At 51.1% G+C, this 20,693-nt stretch carries 20 protein-coding genes; 11 read left to right on the top strand and 9 right to left on the bottom strand.

Annotation, left to right across the window (positions count from 1 at the left end; all coding sequences use genetic code 11):
* Nucleotides 1-331: 331 nt before the first annotated feature.
* Nucleotides 332-1,627, bottom strand: coding sequence for a crotonyl-CoA carboxylase/reductase (gene ccrA / locus PsW74_RS11490; protein WP_057463569.1), 1,296 nt, complete (start codon nucleotides 1,625-1,627; stop codon nucleotides 332-334).
* A 299-nt stretch (nucleotides 1,628-1,926) separates the two neighbouring features.
* Between ccrA and PsW74_RS11485 the strand changes: the two genes are divergently transcribed.
* Nucleotides 1,927-3,924, top strand: a complete 1,998-nt coding sequence (locus tag PsW74_RS11485; protein ID WP_063286105.1) for a protein meaA — start codon at nucleotides 1,927-1,929, stop codon at nucleotides 3,922-3,924.
* 10 nt (nucleotides 3,925-3,934) lie between these two features.
* On the opposite strand, the gene PsW74_RS11480 is transcribed toward PsW74_RS11485, so the two are convergent.
* Entirely contained in the window at nucleotides 3,935-4,873 is a 939-nt protein-coding gene (locus PsW74_RS11480; protein ID WP_063286106.1) for a LysR family transcriptional regulator, read from the bottom strand.
* A 106-nt stretch (nucleotides 4,874-4,979) separates the two neighbouring features.
* On the opposite strand from PsW74_RS11480, the gene PsW74_RS11475 reads away from it, so the two are divergent.
* On the top strand, nucleotides 4,980-5,960 hold the full coding sequence (locus PsW74_RS11475; RefSeq protein WP_063286107.1) for an MBL fold metallo-hydrolase: 981 nt from the start codon (nucleotides 4,980-4,982) through the stop codon (nucleotides 5,958-5,960).
* Between the two features lie 38 nt (nucleotides 5,961-5,998).
* On the opposite strand, the gene PsW74_RS11470 is transcribed toward PsW74_RS11475, so the two are convergent.
* Together PsW74_RS11470 and PsW74_RS28630 are read right to left on the bottom strand one after the other, a co-directional pair.
* The gene (locus PsW74_RS11470) at nucleotides 5,999-6,568 is read right to left on the bottom strand and encodes an SH3 domain-containing protein (RefSeq protein WP_208980972.1); all 570 of its coding nucleotides are present in this window, start codon (nucleotides 6,566-6,568) and stop codon (nucleotides 5,999-6,001) included.
* A 28-nt stretch (nucleotides 6,569-6,596) separates the two neighbouring features.
* The gene (locus PsW74_RS28630; protein ID WP_153040659.1) at nucleotides 6,597-7,037 is read right to left on the bottom strand and encodes a hypothetical protein; all 441 of its coding nucleotides are present in this window, start codon (nucleotides 7,035-7,037) and stop codon (nucleotides 6,597-6,599) included.
* A 240-nt stretch (nucleotides 7,038-7,277) separates the two neighbouring features.
* Here PsW74_RS28630 and xth point away from each other — a divergent pair, with 240 nt between their 5' ends.
* Nucleotides 7,278-8,081 carry an exodeoxyribonuclease III gene (gene xth / locus PsW74_RS11465; RefSeq protein ID WP_193775893.1) on the top strand — a complete coding sequence of 268 codons (804 nt, stop codon included), beginning with the start codon at nucleotides 7,278-7,280 and terminating at the stop codon, nucleotides 8,079-8,081.
* A 71-nt stretch (nucleotides 8,082-8,152) separates the two neighbouring features.
* Here the strand turns inward: xth and PsW74_RS11460 are convergent, their stop codons facing one another.
* Nucleotides 8,153-9,127 carry an NADPH:quinone oxidoreductase family protein gene (locus tag PsW74_RS11460; protein WP_063286109.1) on the bottom strand — a complete coding sequence of 325 codons (975 nt, stop codon included), beginning with the start codon at nucleotides 9,125-9,127 and terminating at the stop codon, nucleotides 8,153-8,155.
* A 170-nt stretch (nucleotides 9,128-9,297) separates the two neighbouring features.
* Here PsW74_RS11460 and PsW74_RS11455 point away from each other — a divergent pair, with 170 nt between their 5' ends.
* The 7 genes from PsW74_RS11455 (at nucleotide 9,298) to PsW74_RS11425 (ending at nucleotide 15,423) form a co-directional block, all read left to right on the top strand.
* Entirely contained in the window at nucleotides 9,298-9,858 is a 561-nt protein-coding gene (locus PsW74_RS11455; RefSeq protein ID WP_063286110.1) for an RNA methyltransferase, read from the top strand.
* Nucleotides 9,859-10,470: 612 nt separating this feature from the next.
* Nucleotides 10,471-10,950, top strand: a complete 480-nt coding sequence (locus PsW74_RS11450) for an invasion associated locus B family protein (protein WP_063286442.1) — start codon at nucleotides 10,471-10,473, stop codon at nucleotides 10,948-10,950.
* Between the two features lie 296 nt (nucleotides 10,951-11,246).
* The gene (rlmN, locus tag PsW74_RS11445; RefSeq protein WP_108818675.1) at nucleotides 11,247-12,509 is read left to right on the top strand and encodes a 23S rRNA (adenine(2503)-C(2))-methyltransferase RlmN; all 1,263 of its coding nucleotides are present in this window, start codon (nucleotides 11,247-11,249) and stop codon (nucleotides 12,507-12,509) included.
* Between the two features lie 137 nt (nucleotides 12,510-12,646).
* A complete protein-coding gene (locus PsW74_RS11440) occupies nucleotides 12,647-13,765 on the top strand; it encodes a hypothetical protein (protein WP_063286444.1) in 1,119 nt (372 codons plus the stop codon).
* Nucleotides 13,766-13,871: 106 nt separating this feature from the next.
* Nucleotides 13,872-14,387, top strand: coding sequence for a metal-dependent hydrolase (locus PsW74_RS11435; protein ID WP_063286111.1), 516 nt, complete (start codon nucleotides 13,872-13,874; stop codon nucleotides 14,385-14,387).
* On the top strand, nucleotides 14,384-14,929 hold the full coding sequence (locus PsW74_RS11430; RefSeq protein ID WP_063286112.1) for a hypothetical protein: 546 nt from the start codon (nucleotides 14,384-14,386) through the stop codon (nucleotides 14,927-14,929). Before PsW74_RS11435 ends, PsW74_RS11430 begins: the two co-directional genes overlap by 4 nt.
* Nucleotides 14,930-15,111: 182 nt before the next feature.
* Nucleotides 15,112-15,423 carry a TM2 domain-containing protein gene (locus tag PsW74_RS11425; RefSeq protein WP_057460745.1) on the top strand — a complete coding sequence of 104 codons (312 nt, stop codon included), beginning with the start codon at nucleotides 15,112-15,114 and terminating at the stop codon, nucleotides 15,421-15,423.
* 146 nt (nucleotides 15,424-15,569) lie between these two features.
* On the opposite strand, the gene PsW74_RS11420 is transcribed toward PsW74_RS11425, so the two are convergent.
* Both PsW74_RS11420 and PsW74_RS11415 read right to left on the bottom strand, forming a co-directional pair.
* On the bottom strand, nucleotides 15,570-18,029 hold the full coding sequence (locus PsW74_RS11420) for a cation-translocating P-type ATPase (protein WP_208987945.1): 2,460 nt from the start codon (nucleotides 18,027-18,029) through the stop codon (nucleotides 15,570-15,572).
* Between the two features lie 145 nt (nucleotides 18,030-18,174).
* Nucleotides 18,175-18,621, bottom strand: coding sequence for a MarR family transcriptional regulator (locus PsW74_RS11415; protein ID WP_063286114.1), 447 nt, complete (start codon nucleotides 18,619-18,621; stop codon nucleotides 18,175-18,177).
* Nucleotides 18,622-18,715: 94 nt separating this feature from the next.
* Here PsW74_RS11415 and PsW74_RS11410 point away from each other — a divergent pair, with 94 nt between their 5' ends.
* Nucleotides 18,716-19,237, top strand: a complete 522-nt coding sequence (locus PsW74_RS11410; RefSeq protein WP_063286115.1) for a cytochrome b/b6 domain-containing protein — start codon at nucleotides 18,716-18,718, stop codon at nucleotides 19,235-19,237.
* Nucleotides 19,238-19,252: 15 nt separating this feature from the next.
* On the opposite strand, the gene folK is transcribed toward PsW74_RS11410, so the two are convergent.
* Together folK and folP are read right to left on the bottom strand one after the other, a co-directional pair.
* On the bottom strand, nucleotides 19,253-19,744 hold the full coding sequence (gene folK, locus PsW74_RS11405; protein ID WP_063286116.1) for a 2-amino-4-hydroxy-6-hydroxymethyldihydropteridine diphosphokinase: 492 nt from the start codon (nucleotides 19,742-19,744) through the stop codon (nucleotides 19,253-19,255).
* Complete coding sequence (folP, locus tag PsW74_RS11400) at nucleotides 19,744-20,565, bottom strand: dihydropteroate synthase (protein ID WP_063286117.1); 822 nt, start codon at nucleotides 20,563-20,565, stop codon at nucleotides 19,744-19,746. Before folP ends, folK begins: the two co-directional genes overlap by 1 nt.
* Nucleotides 20,566-20,693 lie beyond the last annotated feature (128 nt).

Below are 20,693 nucleotides of genomic sequence, written 5' to 3'. Positions count from 1 at the left end.
GAAGTTATAAAGCTTTCATAACTCTCTAGTACCACCATTTAAAACGCAAAATAAGAGAAAAAAAATTTACTGAAGCAAAACGACTATTTTAAACTTTCTTTTACAGGTAATCCCCACGGAAAATTCAGGTAGTTTCACAGTAAATTGAAATAAAAAAACAACATCAAATGATGTCGAATAATCACGCAGATTACAAAAAGAAAATCGCAGAGAAAATCTGCGCTCATTTAATAATATTGAATCATCGTTCAATAAAAAAATATAAGTGAGAAACTTAAGGAAACTGGGAAGTTGGCAGCATAAAAGCGCCAACTTCCTTTCGTGAGCCTACTTAGTTTTCAGTGGCTTCAATAACATCCTCAAGGGAGCGTAAACCAGTCTTTGGTGCACACACCAAAACCGCCATGTTTCCTGGGGCATGCTGGTTCTTCCACATCTTCATATGAGCCTGCGGAATCTGGTCCCATGAGAACACTTCACTCATGCAAGGGTCGATACGGCGATCAATCACGAACTTGTTCGCCTCACTCGCCTGTTTCAAGTGCGCGAAATGCGAACCCTGAATACGCTTCTGACGCATCCATACATAGCGCGCATCCATGGTCAGATTGAAGCCGGAGGTACCCGCACAAAACACAACCATACCGCCGCGTTTGGCAACCAGTGTTGATACCGGGAACGTTGCTTCACCTGGGTGCTCAAACACCATATCAACGTCATTACCCTTACCGGTAATGTTCCAGATCGCCTTACCAAACTTACGCGCTTCCTTGGTCCACGTATCATACTCAGGCGAGTTCACCTTCGGCAGCTGGCCCCAACAATCGAAGTCTTTTCGATTGATAACGGCCTTTGCCCCAAGCGACATCACGTATTCGCGTTTACTCTCATCTGAAATAACGCCAATCGCATTCGCTCCGGCAGCAGCAATCAGCTGAACCCCAAACACGCCAAGACCACCAGAAGCCCCCCAAACCAGAACATTCTGACCTGGCTTCAAATCATGCGGCGCATGACCGAACAGCATACGGAATGCAGTCGCCAGTGTAAGCGTGTAGCAAGCGCTCTCTTCCCAAGTCAGGTGTTTAGGACGCGCCATCAGCTGCTGAGATTGAACACGAGCGAACTGCGCAAATGACCCGTCAGGTGTCTCATAACCCCAAATCCGTTGGGAGTTAGAGAACATCGGATCACCGCCGTTACACTCCTCATCATCCCCGTCATCCTGGTTACAGTGAACGACAACTTCGTCGCCTACCTTCCAGCGAGTAACTTTGGAACCAACCGCCCAAACGATACCGGAGGCATCAGAGCCTGCGATATGATAGGGCTGCTTATGAACCTTAAAAACGGAAATCGGCTCGCCAAGGGCAGCCCAAACGCCGTTGTAGTTCACGCCTGCTGCCATAACCAGAATGAGCACTTCATGGCTGTCCAACTCCCAAGTTGGCACCACTTCCTTGACCATCGCTGTATCAGGGGAACCATGGCGCTCTTGGCGAATGGTCCACGCCCACATGTTCTTAGGAACATGCCCCAGCGGTGGAATCTCACCAATCTCATATAGGTCCTTGAACTCAGAGCCACCCTCTGACCCAGCTTCGACAACCCGTGCAACGGAACTCATGATATTCTCCTCCAAGTTTGCGTTGCGCCCTTCCCTCATGAGAGTGAAAGCAAGTCCTCTGCTAACGCTTCCAATCCACTATTTGCTGCAACGCAAAACAATACAACCTGTCAATATCGGCTATTTGAGAATTATCATTACAAAGAACTCATAAAATATATACAACTATTGCTTAACTTGCGAAGAATACTTCTTCTAATGTTGCATTGCACCAACCACTAAAACCTATGCAAAGGTGTAGGCAGAATTGAGATCTTGTCCCTTATAAAATGCTGGGAGGATCAGGGAGGCAATAGACTATGAGTACCGGTTCACCTAAAGGCGCAACAAAAGACCGTCCGTGGATGTTCCGCACATATGCAGGACACTCCAACGCTGCAGACAGCAACCGGCTCTACCGTACGAACCTCTCAAAGGGTCAGACGGGCCTTTCTGTCGCGTTCGATCTCCCAACTCAGACAGGATACGACCCGGACCATCCGCTCTCGCGCGGTGAGGTTGGTAAGGTTGGTGTACCCATCCCTCATCTGGGAGACATGCGCACCCTCTTCAACGAGATCCCGCTGGAGCGCATGAACACCTCCATGACGATCAACGCAACAGCTCCTTGGCTGCTTGCACTCTATGTGGCAGCTGCTGATGAGCAAGGCGCGGACCGCTCTCTGCTGGCTGGCACCACGCAGAATGATCTGATCAAGGAATACCTGTCCCGCGGCACCTATGTCTTCCCGCCCGCCCCATCCATGCGCCTCACAACAGATGTGATTTCATGGACTTACACGAACATGCCCAAATGGAACCCGATGAACGTGTGTTCCTACCATCTGCAGGAAGCTGGCGCGACACCAGTACAGGAACTCTCCTTCGCGCTCGCCACCGCGATCGCAATTCTGGACAATGTTCGTGCTTCTGGTGTCATCTCTGAAAGCGATTTCCCTAAACTCGTGGGCCGGATTTCCTTCTTCGTAAATGCAGGCATGCGCTTCATCACCGAGATGTGCAAAATGCGAGCATTTACAGAACTCTGGGATGAGATTTGCCGCGAACGCTATGGCGTTGAAGAAGAGCGTTACCGCCGCTTCCGCTACGGTGTACAGGTCAACTCACTGGGCCTCACAGAGCAGCAACCCGAAAACAACGTTTACCGAATTCTCGTTGAGATGCTGGCTGTTGTCCTCTCTAAAAACGCGCGCGCTCGTGCCGTTCAGCTACCAGCATGGAACGAAGCTCTTGGCCTCCCGCGACCATTCGACCAACAGTGGTCCCTGCGCATGCAGCAAATCATGGCCTATGAGACGGACCTGTTGGAATATGCAGATATCTTCGATGGCTCCAAAGAGATTGAAACCAAGGTCGAAGCGCTCAAAGAACAAGCAAGAGAAGAACTTGCCCGCATCGCAGAAATGGGCGGTGCAGTTGCAGCCGTTGAGTCCAGCTATATGAAACAGAAGCTCGTGGAGTCCAACTCCAAGCGTCTGGCAGGCATTGAATCTGGCGATCAGATCGTCGTCGGCGTCAACAAATGGACTGAGACTGAACCATCTCCACTGGCATCAGATGAAGACGGCGGCATCCTTACAGTTCCAGAGCATGTTGAAGAAGAAGCCATCCAGCGCATTCAGGCCTGGCGAGCTGAACGTGACGAGAACGCTGTTAAATCCGCTCTACTGGAGCTCCGCGCAGCAGCTTCTTCTGACAACAACATTATGGAAGCATCTATCAAAGCAGCTCAGGTCGGCGCAACCACTGGAGAGTGGGGTGCTGCCTTACGTGAAGTCTTCGGCGAATATCGTGCCCCAACTGGCGTCGGCAAAGCAGCCCCAGATGACAACGAGAGCCTTGCAGATGTTCAACAAAAAGTCTCCAAGCTTTCAGAAAAACTAGGTCGACGGCTTAAGTTCCTCGTTGGCAAACCGGGGCTGGATGGCCACTCCAATGGCGCAGAGCAGATCGCAGTACGTGCCCGTGATTGCGGCATGGAAGTCGTTTACGAAGGCATTCGCCTGACGCCAGCCCAAATCGTCAACGCCGCTCTTGAAGAAGGCGTCCACGTCGTCGGCCTGTCAATCCTGTCTGGCTCACATTTGGCACTGGTCCATGATGTGCTCGACAAAATGAAAGAAAACGGCATGGAGGACATCCCGATCATCATTGGCGGCATTATACCGTCAGAGGATGCCGAAGAACTGAAAAACGCGGGTGTTGCAGCCGTTTACACACCAAAGGACTTTCACCTGACAGAAATCATGTCAGACATTGTCCGCATCGTGGATGAGCAGGTCAACGAGACTGCCTAACGCCTAAAAATTAGGCAGGTTGGGCAAGTTGAACAGGCTTCTGCCCAACCAGTCGTATCCCCGGAGCATCCCGGAACCGCTCAATCATCGCGTCAATGAAGATCTCTGTTTTACGCGTCACCGCATCGCGCGAAGGGTAGACAAGGTATACCGGCTTCTCTTCGCACTGATAGTCAGGAAGTAGCCGTTGTAGTTGCCCGTTTGCCTCAAAATCTCGCATCATAAACAACGGCATGCGCGTAAACCCAACCGAGTTCAACAAGGCCTGCACCATTACCTGGGGGTGCCCAGCGACAAACTCAGACTTCAAAGCAACCACATGCTTTTGCCCATGTCGGAACATATCCAACGAACTGACTAGCTTCTCGTATCTGTATTGAATGTAGTTGAGGTCAGAAAGCGCCTCGGGACTTTGCGGCATACCATGCTTTGCAAGATAGTCTGGGCTGGCTGCCAAACAGGTTTCAACAATCGCAATTTTTCTGGAAATCCCAGAGGTATCTCCGGTGATCCCTGTACGGATCGCTAAATCGATACCGGTTTGCACAACATCAATCAGATCATCATCCATTTTAATTGAGACTGAAAGGTCTGGGTATTGCTTTCGAAGGTCGAAGATAAGCGGTGTGATTATATCAGCGCCCATAGCCTGAGAAACAGAAACAACCAATGAACCACTCTCTGCTGCTGCTTGGTCCTGTACTTCCTCAAACATCAGAGCGCTCTGACGCAACATCTTTTGCGCATGCTCATAGACAGTCTTTCCGGCAGCCGTCGGCTTAACGCCTTTGTTGGTACGAAAAACAAGCTCCTGCCCAACCTGAGCTTCAAGCAGGTTCAGCTGCTGGCTCATAGCAGGTTGGCTGATATGGCGTTGACGTGCACCACCGCTCAACGACCCATTGTCGATGACGCGAACAAAACTCTCCAGCAAATTCAGAAGATCCATAACTGCCCCATAAGCACTGCTTATATCCAAGATAAGACTTGGCCCTCTGCACTTCCAGTATCAACCCCACAATATTGCTCCCATGCTTGTAAATGAGGAGCCTTTCATGACACTTTCCCGCCGATCTTTTTTATCCGCAGCCGCGTCCCTTGCTGGCGCAGGTGCAGTTGCCCCGGCAATGTCATCTATTGCGCTCGCAGCGGCGCCCAAAATTGGAACACAGGTTCCCGGCATCTATCGCTTCTCGGTAGGAGACATTGAAGTTACAGCAATTCTGGACGGACACTTGGGATTAGACCCGTCATTGGTCGTTGGGTTTGACCAGAAGGTAGCGCAGGAAACTCTAAAGCAAAATTTCCTCAGCCCCAATACGCAGGACATGTCTATCTCTGTAAACGGATATCTCATTAATACGGGTGACAAACTGGTGGTAGTCGACACCGGCACCGCCGATCTAATGGGTCCAACACTTGGCCGCTTCCATCAAAACCTAAAAGCCGCAGGCTATAACGCCTCTGATGTAGATGCCGTAGTTCTCACCCATCTGCACATCGACCACGTCGGAGGGCTGGTTTCCAAATCAGGAGAAAAGCTCTTCCCAAACGCTGAGTTCATCGTCCACGAAGTCGAATACAACTTCTGGCATGATGAAGGCACACGCTCAAAGTTCCCCAAAGACCTCCAGCATTTCATCGACCTCGCTCAAAATGTGTCAAAGCCCTATCAAAACCGCAAAACACTCATCAGCAAAGATGGTGAGTTCATCAAGGGGCTGGATGCTGTCTTCCTTCCCGGCCACACACCCGGACATATGGGCATCCGCGTTCACTCCAATAACGAAGAAGTGTTGATCTGGGGCGACACGATCCACTCCATCGGGCTCCAGTTCGCCAATCCAGATTGGACAATCGCCTTCGACGTAGATCAGGATGTAGCTCGACAAACACGGCGCAGAATACTGGATCGGGTTTCAGCAGATAGAACACCAGTCGTCGGCATCCACCATGACTTCCCAGGTCTTGGGCATGTTCGCAAAGCCGGAAATGCCTTTGAATACCGCGAATTCAGCTGGCAGCATAAGCTATAGAGAAACAGGAGCTCACGAGACACCTCGTGAGCTCTCTTCTATTGGGCAGGCGACAACGGCGTCGCTGGAATGGATGGCGGCGCAATTGGCTGAGCTGGTGTTAACGGGATAGATGGCCGTATTGGCGGAGCAATCGGCTGAGCAGGCCTGATTGGGACAGCAGGCACCTCAATTGGCCGTGACGGCTGCAGCGGATAAGCGGGAATTTCATGCCGCGGGCGCGGATATGGACGCCAACGCGGATAACGCGGGTAGATTGGATAGCGTCGATAGACAAACGGCAGCCCCACATACGGCGCTACATAAGGAAGCGTACGGGAATAGTGCGGCCCCTCAACTCCATATCGAATATATCTGGCAGAAACCCACCCCGGAGCACCTCGGAATGTCAAATCACACCACGAACCGTTCTTGGTGCAGTAATTGATGAAAACCACGCCACCTGCCGGAATTGTCGTAATGACAGGATATCTGGTGCCAGGCCCTGTCCTCATGTTTACACCATTCGTGGTGTATCCGGCATGCCCACGCTGCGCAAAGGCGGCATTGGAATAGATAAGAACAGCCAGAAGCACGAGACCGGCAATCACCCAGGCCAAAATTTTCATAAAACTGCCCTCCAGCCTCTCTAAGGTGCTATCGCCCATAAGAAGGGCCTCCATAGGACGGTCCACTAAATCCGGGTGAACCAGGCGATCCCGGTGAAGGAGGCAATCCTGTAATCGGAGGAGCTGCAGGCAGAGGACCAGAAGGCCCCGGCAGAGGTGGCGGCAAAGACCCCGGACGCGCAGACCCTGCAGGATAAGCTCCCGGAGGCGGGTTAAACTGCGAGTGATCCGCATCCCGATCCGTCGGCAAATAAGGCTGCGCTTGCCCCGGTCTCAAACTATCTCCCGGTTCAACCGGACGATCTAGAGGTTTGATGGGCGGGATAATATTACTGCGCTCATTGAACTGAACCTGCTGAAATCCGGGATAGTCAACGGACCCTGAACGCGTAGACAAGCTGTTTGCACTCACAGATTGAGCCACGACACCTGCTGCGAGACAACAGCCTACAAGCATTGCGTATTTCATTTGACCCTAGTCCTAATTGCAGGCTGGCCAAAACCAACAGCCAGCATAATTAAGAAAAGAGTGCCACCAAGGGGCTAACAACGTGCACTGACAAAACATCGGGTTTTAGAAGCAATTTATGTCTTGCCTTGAAGAATATAACGTGAACAAATTCACAGTTCACATCAGTTTTTCTAGCCAGAACCCCGCCTAAGCCTTAGGTTTGAGGTATGATTCTCCAAAGCAGGTAAACACGCCCCCATGACGAACCGCCTCAAGATTGTAACGTGGAACATTAACTCAGTCCGCCTCCGCCTTCCTATTGTCGAGAAAATGTTACTGGACCACGCCCCAGACGTTTTGTGCCTACAGGAAACAAAGTGCCCGGATGGAAGCTTCCCAACGGCTGCAATCAATAAGCTTGGCTATCGTCATGTAGAGGTACACGGCCAAAAGGGTTACCACGGCGTAGCCTTTCTCTCACGCGTGCCACTGGAGAATATTGAGCGCAAAGAATTCTGCGAGATGGGCGATACCCGCCATATCGCAGCAGATGTTGCCTTTAATGGCGGTAAAGTCCGCATCCATAACTTCTACGTCCCAGCAGGTGGCGATGTGCCGGACCCTGAGGTCAACGACAAGTTCGCTCACAAACTCAAATTCCTAGATGAAATGGAAAGCTGGTTCAAAGGCTTCGACGGCCAGTCAGTCGTTGTTGGAGACCTGAACATCGCACCATATGAAAACGATGTCTGGTCTCACAAGCAACTCATCAAAGTCGTCTCTCACACACCGCTGGAATGCCAGCGCCTTGAAGATGTGCGAGAAGCTGGCAACTACGTAGATACCATGCGCAAGCACATGCCGATGGACGAGAAGATTTACACCTGGTGGAGCTACCGTGCCAAAGACTGGTCAGCCTCCAACAAAGGCCGCCGTCTCGACCATGTCTGGATGACACCGGAGACAGCACAGCACACCAAAGACGTCCAGATTATCCGTGACGCACGCGGCTGGGAAAAACCATCCGACCACGCACCAGTCATGGCTATGCTGGAAGTCTGATCTCACGAAGTCTGGCTTACAACTTGACGATGAAAAGCGGGAGCATCTCCCGCTTTTTCCGTATCTATCCATCAAGGAATGAGCAGCACTTTGCCTTTGGCTCTACGGCTGGAGATTTCCTCCAATCCCAAAGCAATGTCTTCCAGCGGATACTCCGCATGGATATGCGGCTTCAGTTTTCCATCAGCCACCCATTGGAACAGTTGCTCGCAATCCTTGTGATGCTCCTCAGGCTCACGAACGACTGCCTCCCCCCAGAATACGCCCAGAACGTCACAGCCTTTCAGCAGGGTGAGGTTCGCAGGGATCTTTTGGATCGTTCCAGAGGCAAATCCAACAACCAGATAACGTCCACGCCATCCCGTAGCGCGCAAGGCATCATCAGCATGATCCCCGCCTATGACGTCATAGACCACCTCAAGCCCTTTACCATCCGTCAGATCCTTCAGCTTCTGTTTCAGACCACCCTCAGAATAGTTGACCAGAACATCAGCGCCGCAAGCTTTTGCGTGAGCAAGCTTATCTTCCGAAGACGCGCAAGCAATCACCCGGGCCCCCATCAGCTTTGCAACCTCCACAGCAGCCTGTCCTGCTCCGCCAGAAGCACCTAGCACTGCAACCGTCTCCCCCGCCTGTAACCGCGCCCGGCTACGAAGGCCGTGAATAGCCGTTCCGTAAGTGATCAAAAGTCCAGCTGCATGCTTGAGCGAAACTTCATCCGGCACCCGCACAAGTTCATGCTCAGGAGCAACATATAGCTCTCTTGCAGCTCCCCATTTCGCGTAGGAGGCCACCCGATCCCCGACCTTGAACCGCGAAACGCCAGTACCGACGGCCTCAACAATGCCTGCCATTTCACCCGAGGGCGAAAACGGAAGCTCCGGCTTAAACTGATACTTCCCTTGAATGATCAATGTATCGAAGTAATTGAGTGCTGCCGCTTTCACACGAACCAACACCTCTCCAGCTCCAACATTCGGGTCGTCCAGTTCTCGAATTACCAGATCATCCGGCCCTCCAAGTTTTTCGCAGATAACAGCTTTCATAAAATGTGGCCCTCTCTCTGACCTCCAAAATTACACGGGCATTCACAAAATCTCAAAGCCACCTTTGGTGCCACTTTACGATTAAAACGCCCATACATGCCGCTACACTTGCGGGAACACCACAGTTAGAGGTATGAAGCGCACAACATCAACAACGAGAAAAACTGGGCATGCGCGGTTATTTTGCTATTGGCTCTGAAGGGCTTTCCAAATCCATGAATGTTGGCACGCTGATGCGTACTGGTCATGCATTCGGAGCAAGTTACTTTTTTACAGTCGACGCGCACATCAAAAGCCTTGGCAAAGCAATGAAGGCTGATACCTCCAAGAGCCCGGACCACTTGCCCTACTTCGCCTGGAACTCGGTTGATGAGATGCAATTCCCGCGTGGCTGTAAAATGGTGGGGGTTGAACTCACCGACGATGCGATCGAACTTCCAAGCTTCGGGCATCCGTTGCAAGCAGCTTATATACTCGGGCCGGAACGTGGGTCTCTGTCACAAGAGATGCAGGATCGCTGCGATTACATCGTCAAAATCCCAACCAAGTTTTGCTTGAATGTTGGTGTAGCCGCCGCTCTGGTCTTGTATGACCGCTATATGGCACACGGAAAGTACGCTGAGCGCGCTCTCACTGCAGGCGCCCCGAAAGATCCATTACTGGAACATATTCACGGCGCTCCAATTTTCCGAACCGGTCGAAAGGTTCCCGGCTTCGACAGCAACTCATGAGTGATTCGAAATACGGTTGCCATTTCTGATACATACTCTGAAACGGCAACCTTTATTTCTCACCATAGCAAATGCCTTGTATAAATTTTTAAGGTGTTTCCCTTTCCACACCCAGTCTCTTTCACATTACAAATTCGTAATTCTTTGAGGCTCCACACTTCGCATTTTCTCTCAATCTGTGCACACTATGTGGAAAGGTGCCCATATTTTTTACTGGGTAAAATGCCGCCAATTAGTTTGAAAACATGCCGGAAAATCTGAGCTTTTAAAGGCGATTAGCCCTTATTTACTAGCGCGTTAAATACAACCGAAAATCAACTTGCATATCTACTGTCTTCGATCACTTAAAACAGAAATTCATTAGTGGCTTTACGCTTGATATTATGGCTGTGCGTGCCACACTCCCGCCAGATTTCTGATGGCAGCATTCATAGAGCGGTTCAAAGGCAAATAATTTTTTGCCTCTGTAAAAACAGGGTATCAACCCTTTTGTAACCATCTTTAAAGTAACCCTAACATTAAGTTTTATGGGTTTTCGCACAGAATCTCAGATTTTGTCGTACGCAACGCGGTTTGGAGAAGATGCAAGCACGTATCCTGATAACTGCCTTTATGGCTCTTGGTATCTCGGGCGCGACTGCAAATGCGCAGTCTCCTGCCCTCTTGAAAGAAAACAAGGATTGGGCAACTTACACCTTTAACACCCAGAGCGGTGGTAAGGTGTGTTATGCCATTTCCGCACCAACACAGTCACTGCCGACTGATAGAAACCATGGAGAGGTCTTCTTCTTCGTTTCTACCCGTCCAAGTGAAGGCGTTGCCAATGAACCAAGCTTTATAGTGGGTTATCCATTTAAAGAAGGTTCCTTGGTCACGACTAATGTTGATGGTCAGCAGTTCACCATGTTCACCAAAGGTGACGGCGCATGGGTTCAGAACGCTGCGGAAGAAAAGCGTTTGGTTGACGCAATGAAAGCAGGCAGTTCCATGTCTATTTCTGGTCAGTCCGCACGTGGCACCCAAACTTCCTACAAATTCTCTTTGAGCGGCATCACTGCTGCTGTCAGAGACGCATCCAGCGCCTGCCAATAAGGTTCTGATGCCCGAAATTGTTTGAATTTACAGAGATCTCTTGCCTGCGCCAGCTTGCCGCCACGCAATTTGAGATCTGGGATGTTCAAACTAAGCGATTTCGGCTATAAGCGTGCCGAATACGTAGGCGGTTGCTGCTAGCGACCGCCTCTCGCATTTTTAGCAGCGAGCAACGGGTATACATAACCTGTTATTTTTCCTGCTGAATCGTATTGCCGAAAAGTGAGGCACATTTTTCGGGTTTGAATACGCAAAGAACATAAGCTTAAAGCCAAGCATCTAAGAAAAACTGGTGAATGACCATGGCGGTATCGTTAGACATCGCGCACAAATCCGCTGATCCGGCGGCAACCAGCGCAGCAAACCCTTCTCCTGCAACCATTCCTGTGCAGGAAGAAAAGCCATCTCTGATCGGCTTAAACCGTGAAGAGCTAGGCAATGCCCTTGCTGCAGTTGGAGTCCCTGAGCGCCAGATCCGCATGCGCGTCAACCAGCTGTGGCACTGGCTCTATGTCCGGGGCATTTCCGATTTCGGCAAAATGAGCAATGTCTCAAAAGACCTGCGCACTAAGCTGGAGTTTGCCTTTACCATTGCCCGTCCGGAGATCGTCACTGAACAGGTCTCCGTTGATGGCACCCGTAAATGGCTGTTCCGCTTTCCATCACGCGGTGCTGGCAAGCCGGTTGAAGTCGAAACCGTCTACATTCCGGAAGAAGATCGCGGCACGCTCTGCATCTCTTCCCAGGTCGGCTGTACCCTCACCTGCACGTTCTGCCACACCGGCACACAGAAGATGGTTCGCAACCTGACGGCTGAAGAGATCCTTGCGCAGCTCATGCTCGCAAAAGATCGCCTCAACGACTTCCCGGATGCAGATGCACCGGAAGGTGGCTTGGATGCATCCACATCCAACCGTCGCCGCATCACCAACATCGTGATGATGGGCATGGGCGAGCCGCTTTATAACTTTGAGAACGTCAAGAAAGCACTTCTGATCGCCTCTGATGGAGACGGACTGTCCCTCTCCAAGCGCCGCATCACCCTGTCGACATCTGGTGTAACGCCAGAGATCGCCCGCACAGGTGATGAAATCGGCTGCATGCTGGCAATCTCCCTGCACGCTGTGAATGACGAGCTGCGCAACACACTGGTTCCGATCAACAAGAAGTACAATCTGGAAACACTGCTTCAGGCATGTCGTGATTATCCGGGCCTGTCCAACGCAAAACGCATCACCTTCGAATACGTGATGCTGAAGGGCGTCAACGACAGCCTGGAAGATGCAAAGAAACTGGTTCAGTTGCTTAAAGGCATCCCGGCAAAGATCAACCTGCTGCCATTCAACCCATGGCCGGGCTCTCCCTATGAGTGCTCTGATTGGGAACAGATCGAAGAGTTTGCAGATGTCGTGAACCGCGCAGGCTATGCTTCTCCAATCCGCACACCACGCGGTCGCGATATCTTCGCAGCCTGCGGCCAGCTGAAATCAGCTTCAGAGCGTCTTCGTAAATCTGAGCGTGAAGCACTGGAAAAAGCACAGGCTCAAGGCGACGCCTAAGCAAAATAAAGCAAGATTACAAAAAGAAGGCCGGCGTTTGTCTGAAACGCCGGCCTTCTTTGTCTCGTTCACTTCATATGCATAGAGTTTGAATATCGTGCTCCTCAGGACGGAGCGATAGATTGGACATCGATGCAATGACCGAGAAAGCACATTCCTCACAAAAGAACGCCACAACCACCGGCATGAAGGGCGAGGGTTTTTACAACAAGAACTCCACACCACAACAAGCCACGATTGCATATGTGTATCCATGGCTGCATGAAGCCATTGCCAGCCTGCCAATACCAAATGACAGCTCTCTCCTGCGTTTTGTAGATTATGGGTGTTCTGAAGGCGCAAACTCAATGCAGATCATGGCGCAGCTCACTGAAGCTGCCAGACAGCGCGGTTCCAACTCGATCCAGACAATCCATAGCGATCTGCCTAGTAACGATTACTCCACCCTGCTTGACGCCATCGGCAACCGTGCCCAGTCACCCTACACCGATCCAACTGTTTTCGGCAGCATTGTCGGTGGTTCCATGTTCAACCAGCTTTTGCCTCCCGGCTCCACGCATCTGGCCACATCCTTCAATGCCACGGTGTTCCTCTCTGAGCGCCCGTTGGAGCGTCTACCCGATTACGTTATGCCAAACGGCCCGAGCCTCACTAACGAGAGAGGCTCAATTTCAGCACAGGATAAAGAAGTCTTCGAGAAACAGGCTGCTTATGATCTGGAAACATTTTTGAAGGCACGGGCAAATGAGCTTGAGCCGGGCGGCAAACTCCTGCTGCAAACTGTTGGCAGAAATGAACATGTCTCAACCGCAGACGGAATCGTGAACTTATTCAATCTGTCTTTGCTCGATCACGTCGCCAACGGATCAATCTCTCAGGATACCTACGAGCACTACTATCATCCTGTCTATATACGCAACTTGGAGCAGCTCACAGCACCCGTAGAACCCGAAAGTGGCTCGCTATCTCACCTGTTCACGATAGACAAAGCAGAATGCTACGAAACACCCGTCCCCTTTGTTGAGCAGTACAAACAAGACAACGACGCATCAGCCTACGCAAACCAGATGGTGAACTTCTACCGCGCCTTCACTGAAGCCCCACTGCAAGTCGCCCTCTCAGGCACACCAAACCTCAGCGAGCTCCTCGACAGCATCTATGCCCGAGGCGAAGAGCGCGTCCGCGAGGCTCCACACCTCTACGACTTCCACTTCATCAGCGTAGCCATGCTGCTGACCAGAACAGAGAGCAGCTGAAACCTAATCGATTACGCGAGCCAGCGTGTTTTGTGCGATCATCACAAACTCTCGCCACAGTCATGATTGAAGCTTCTCAGAACTTCATAGTCTATTGGTTTCAATCATGTTTATCGCCCATTTGCCCGCCGGCTATCTACTCGGAAAAGCGGCAACTAAATACCGAGATCAAAAATCTAAGCAGCTCGTCATGTGGACCTCAATTGGCAGCGTCTTACCTGACGCTGACATGCTTTATTTCTATCTCATAGACAATCAAAGCACCCACCACCGGCACTATCTTACTCACTGGCCAATGACATGGATGATACTTATTGCCCTGTCTGCCGTGCTTTTGCATCGGAACTTCCGTGTTGGTGTCATTCCGCTTGGCCTTGGTATTGGCGGCCTTTTACATATGCTCCTTGATAGTGTTGCTGCTCCCGTATTCTGGCTTGCACCATTTTCCAAACTTCAAGTTGAACTGGTCAAAATTCCAGCTATCTATGACAACTATATTTGGAGCTTCATATTGCACTGGACATTTGCATTTGAAATCCTCATTTGCTCAGTAGCTCTTGGTGTACTCTGGGCGAGCCGTTTTCCTAGACACCAGAGACAGATGCAAAGGACTGCACAATGATCGACGGAACCAAGCTCTTCATCCAGCTGCTCCGGATTGCTCTTGGTTTCTCACTCGCAATCATTGCGGCGGGCCTGTTTTTATCCTGGGGCTTTTTCAGAACTTTGAGTGTTCACGGCGGACCAGAAACTGACATCATCCAGTTGCTCGTGATCACATGGAGTACCATCATCTCTGCAAGCGCGATTGGTGCGCTCTCTCTCATCCCGAGCGGCTTCGCAATTGGCTTTGCAGAACTCATGAAATGGCGCGGCGTTATCTACCACGTATCCGCAGGTGGTATTATCGCGCTGGTACTTTGGGGCATTGGCGGTGCTCTTCCAGCCGACCTGTTTTATGCATCCAGCGAGACGGGCAATATCATCGCCTATTCAACATCAGGAACCACAATCCCAACACCAGCCTCCGAAGGCTTCCGCCCCGGCTCATCCATTGCAACATCAGCCGGATTTATCGCAGGTTTTATCTACTGGATTGTTGCTGGTCGAGAGTCAGGCGGATGGTGGATCAACAAACCCTCTTCTCCGCAAGCCTCTCGTTAAGGCAGTCATTTCACCTCTCAAATGACGAGACCTCCAATTTCCAACCGCCTCTAACAACTAAGTAATTTAACAGACGAAAAGATACCGATATAAACCTTGCAGATTGCAATTCAAAAGATATAAGAGCTACTTCTTCGATCAAGAATTTGCACCCGCACATCTGTGCAATTGAAAGGTGAATTATGAACAAAGCAAATTACTTTATGCAGTTGAAAGCACTGAGAGATAACATCCCAGCTGAAAAACAGTCTGACTTTGACGTGATGTTTGCAGGCAGAGAAAAGAACCCTGTTGTAGCACTCGTGCTTGGCCTGTTCCTCGGCAGCTTTGGCATCGACCGCTTCTACACCGGTCAGATCGGCCTCGGAATCCTCAAGCTCATCACACTCGGTGCACTCGGCATCTGGACGTTGATCGATTGGTTCCTGATTATGGGCGCTGCGCGCAACAAAAACATTCAGATCGCAAATGAAACTGCGCTCTACATAAAGTAAGAAATAAAAAGCCGAGGCAAACCACCTCGGCTTTTCTTTTACAGCGTATCTCCAAAAAGTAGAAACCGGTTTTCGGATAAAGATACGCAAAAACAAAGGCTAAAGCAGTTCATGTGGTTCAGCTTAAATGCGAACTGCTTTAGCGATTACGCTTTGTCCTTCAGCAGTCGCAGAGCGTTGGTCACCACAATCAACGTGGCTCCCACATCACCCAGGATCGCGGCCCAGAGGCTGGCGAAGCCCATTGCGGTCAGCACCACCAGAATACCCTTCACGATAAATGCAAATGCGATGTTCTGGTGAATGATCTGGAGCGTCCGCTTGGAATGGTGAATGAGCCACGGCAAGCGGGAAAGATCATCTTTCATCAACGCGATATCAGCGGTCTCAATAGCAGCATCCGAACCAATCGCACCCATCGCAATGCCAAAGCTGGCTCGTGCCATGGCAGGCGCATCATTCACACCATCGCCGATCATCGCAACTGTTTCATATTCATGAGAGAGCTGCTCAACGGCTGCGACCTTATCTTCCGGCAGCAACTCGGCACGCACCTCATCAATCCCGACAGAGGAGGCAACACGTTCAGCCGTCGCTTTATTATCACCAGTCAGCATAACCAGCTTCTCAACGCCAGCTTTATGCAGTTGAGAGACCAGCTCTTCTGCCGTATCGCGAACGGTATCAGCCAGGGCAATCAACCCGCAGACATGCGCGTCAGTTCCAACTGCAACAACGGTCTTCCCTTCAGCTTCAAGTTCACGAGCCTTCGCATCGGCTTCACCAATCTCGAAGTCCTTTTCATTCAGGAAGCGACGAGATCCCAGCCAGTAGCTCTTACCGTTTCGCTGGCCAGAAAGACCACGCCCCGGCAGCAGCTCAACATTCTCAGCAGCCTGATACTCAACACCATCTTCCTTAGCACGTGTCAAGATCGCTTCTGCAAGTGGGTGAGAGCTTCGCGCTTCCAAAGAAGCAGCACGAGTAAGAAGCTCTTCAACGCTATGCCCAGACAGCGGATAAACATCAGTCACAGTCGGCAGACCGTTTGTAATGGTACCAGTCTTGTCAAAAGCCAAAGCCTTTAGCCGCGCAGGCAGCTCAAGGAAAACACCACCCTTAATCAGCACGCCATTACGAGCTGCCGAGGTCAAGCCAGCCACGATGGAGACGGGCGTAGAGATAACCAGCGCACATGGGCAGGCAATAACCAGCAGCACAAGGGCACGGTAGAACCAATCCATCCAGGCTGCACCAAACAGCAGAGGCGGAATCGTAGCGAGCAAAATCGCAAGAACCATCACCGCAGGCGTGTAAACGCGGGCAAACTTCTCAACCCACTGCTCTGCTGCAGCACGCCGGGCCTGTGCCTCGCTCACCATACGGATGATGCGGGCAAGCATAGTGTCATCAGCACCCTTGGTTGCTTCTACTTCAAAGCTGCCTTCCCCGTTGATAGTACCAGCATAAACATCATCACCCGCCTCTTTCATCACGGGCATACTTTCACCGGTGATAGGAGCCTGATCGACACTGCCAACACCTTTGCGCACGACGCCATCAAGCGGAATACGATCCCCACCGCGAACAACAAAAGTCGCGCCAGGCTTCACACTGTTGGCAGGAACGTCTTCTTCACTTCCGTTAGGCTTAAGCAGGCGAACAACGGTTGGGGCGATATCCATAAGCGCTGCAACGGCTTTACGCGCCCGCCCAACACTCCAGCTTTCCAGATAAAGCGAGAGAGAAAACAGGAAGGCAACCGTCGCACCTTCAAACCACTCTCCAATGCCGATAGCACCAGCGACAGCAACCAGCATCAGCAGGTTCATATCAGGCCGCAACGTCTTGAGCGCATACCATCCCTTAGGCGCCACCAACCGCAAACCAGCGACGATAGCAAGCATGTACAAAACCTCTACCGGCCCGGACGGCACGGACTGGAAGACACTAAACACATCCGTAGAGTTGGTGCTGGAGAAAAACAAAACCGCCTGAACAACAAGCGCAATTGCCCAGAACAAGCCACTGGCAACTGTAAATGTACCAAGGCGCCGATGCTGCTTTGCACGTGCATCCGCTGCTTCTTGTTCAATGAACAGAGCAGCCTTCATGCCTGTTGTATCAACCGCCTTGATGATCTTCTCATCAGCGACGTCACGCGCAACAGGAGAGACGATCATCTTGCCGTTCAAAACATCAAACGCAAGGTATTCAGGATCACCAACAACAGGCCCAACAACACGGCGAAGAATTCCCATCTCTTCCGCGCAGCACAGCCCCTCAACCCGGAAAGAACGTGCGCCCTTCCAGTTGGTTACATCAGGAATAGCCGCTTCACTTTGGCTGGAACACCCGCAACCTGTATGAGCATGTATATGCGTATGCTCATGCTCTCTAGCAGAACTGCAGCAATCATCTTCAGAGCTATCATGATCGGAGGAGCAGCAAGAGGTTTCGTTCTCTTGAACAGCACTGTCACCAGAACAGCAGGAACCCTCAGTATCCTGAGGCTGCACCGCTTTGTTAGAACAGCAGCTTTTCGTGGTTTGATCTTCGATCTCTTCCGGAGAGAGTTTCTGGCCTCGATCTTCCGCGTTGGACATGATCCACTCCATGCAATTTCTTCATTGCAAGAGAAGATAAGACCTCTAGTCGCTATAGCTTCAAGAGCAAAATGCTAATTCTATGAATTTTCTTTTCGAAGGCCCCTGCTGTTTTGACAGAGAACGCTAGCATCAGGTTCAGATTTCACGACTTTCTGGATTTCACCTGAACGCTTTTGAGCATACGCTCCAGCATTGGGAGCAACTGTTCCTTCTCAGTTTCGGTCAAATCTGACAGCAAAATCCCATTCACATGCTTGTACATATCAATCAGATGAGACAGTCCCTGCCCTTTCTCCGTGAGATGGATTTTCACCGACCGCTTGTCATCCTCAACAGCACTACGGCTGACCAGCCCCTTGCTCTCCATGCGGTCCAGCAATCGAGAAAGCGCAGCCGTCTTCTTGCTCGAGTACTCCGACAGCTCCGAAACGCTCAATCCATCCTGCCGCCACAGCGCAGAAAGCACGACCCACTGCGCCAGCGAAATCTCATGAGGACGTAAGTAGTCCTCAGCGATGCTGCAAGCTGCTTCAGACAAGGTGTTGAGCAATCGGCCCATCGAAGGCAGGTATGAGATCTTCTCAGTCATCGGATTCCTGAATATTTTGACTTGATTATATTATTGACATCTAATTTACATGTAAACTAAAATCACTATATTCCTATCGCCAAAGGTAAGCCCAATGTCATCACCACAAAAATATAGCCGCCCGACAATCATCCTTCATTGGCTGTTCGCCGTCACCATCATTGCTGTGTTCATTTTGGGAAAAGTTCTCGAAGGAAGCGCAATCTCGCCTGAAAAGCTCAATATCTTCATGGCACATGCAGGGCTAGGCGCTCTGACAGGCCTGTTCCTGGTCTATCGCATCGTCCTGTTGATCAAGCATGCACGTCCAAAACCAGATCCCAATTGGGGCATCGTCATGATCAGCTTATCCAAGCTGGTCCACTTGCTCCTCTATCTCGCGCCACTGGCTCTGGTCATCTCCGGCATGAGCATGTCTCTGTTTGCAGGCCTCATGGAACTCGCAATGGCAGGAGACTGGCAAGCCTGGCCAGAAAACATCACCATCCCGCCAGCCGCAATCCATGGCTATGCAGCCCCGATTTTGCTTGCATCATTTGCGCTGCACGTCATCGCAGCGCTGTATCATCAACTGGTACTGAAAGATAATCTTGTCGCCAGAATGAAAACGGCCTGATCAAAGACAAGGCATCTACAGCTTGTAGATGCCTTCTTTCTCTCCGCAGGTTTCCAACGCTTCTGCGGCGGTTCGCCCGTCCAGCAGCGGCGCCTCCGGCCAGATCTCAGCAAGCGGAATAAGCACAAAGGCACGCTCGCCCATGCGCGGATGAGGCACCTGAAGTCCCTCTTCCTCAACGCTTGCATGATCATAGATCAGAAGATCAATATCAATCGTCCGTGGGCCCCAGCGCACATCACGCACACGGCCCAACTGCTTCTCAACATCAAGACCGGCATTCAACAGCGCACGCGGAGAAAGAACCGTCTCCACGGTAATGCAACAATTGCGGTAGTCATCTTGCGGTACAGGCCCCCATGGCGGGGTCCGGTAATCAGATGATTTCTGCAAAACTGAGATTCCGTCGACGGCATTCAATGCGGCCACTGCACCGTCGATATTCGCTTTTGTATCGCCAAGATTTGAGCCCAAACCTAGAGCTGCAAAAATTTTTTCTTGTGTCATTATTGGCTGCTGCCTAGTTCCTTCATCGCCTGGAAGATCCGTACTGCATCCACGTGCGGTTTCACATCATGAACTCGCAGGATCTGTGCTCCGTTTTGCAGAGCCAGCGTATGTACTGCAAGCGACCCAGCCATACGCTCTGGCGCTTCATTATTCAACACATATCCAACCATCCGCTTGCGAGAAGCTCCCGCTAGGACAGGACGACCGAATTTCCGAAGTTCTGAGAGCCGGCTCAGGATCTGATAGTTCTGCCGAAGAGTTTTGCCAAACCCAAAACCAGGATCAAGAATCTGATGTTCTTCGGCAATGCCCGCATCAGAGGCCAGCTTGAGGGATCTCTCAAAAAAACGGTCGATATCACTCATGATATCCAGCTGCTCATCCACCTCAGTGCGGTTATGCATCATAATCACCGGCACACCAGCATCTGCCACAGCACTGGCCATCTCAGGGTCTTTCTGCAGACCCCAAACGTCATTCACGATATGCGCACCGGCCTTGCAAGCCTCAGCAGCAACTCTCGCCTTATAGGTATCAATGGAAATCAGCACCGGCAGTTCTTTGATCAGCTCAAGAACCGGCAGAACACGCTCCAGCTCATCCTGTTCCTGAACAACCGTCGCTCCGGGCCGCGTGCTCTCGCCGCCAACATCAATGATGTCAGCACCTTCAGCGATCATTTCATTTGCATGCGCCAACGCCACTGCTGGCGCATCAAACTGTCCGCCATCAGAAAAGCTGTCTGGAGTTACATTCAATATGCCCATGACGAGCGGACGCTGAGAGCTTTCCAGCAATCCATGATCAAACTCTGCCATAAGGGTTCCCTCCCAATTTCTGGCCCCTCATAGCCTCCCATCGCCTTTGTTTCCAGCAAAAATCAAAAGACCTTTTCTACCTGCTACAAGATATGGCCGATATTTACTGCATGGTAATCAAATTAGCG

The sequence above is a fragment of the Pseudovibrio sp. W74 genome (assembly GCF_001623085.1).
In the GTDB taxonomy this organism is placed as follows: Bacteria; Pseudomonadota; Alphaproteobacteria; order Rhizobiales; family Stappiaceae; genus Pseudovibrio.
This window is presented reverse-complemented; position numbering and strand designations above follow the sequence as displayed.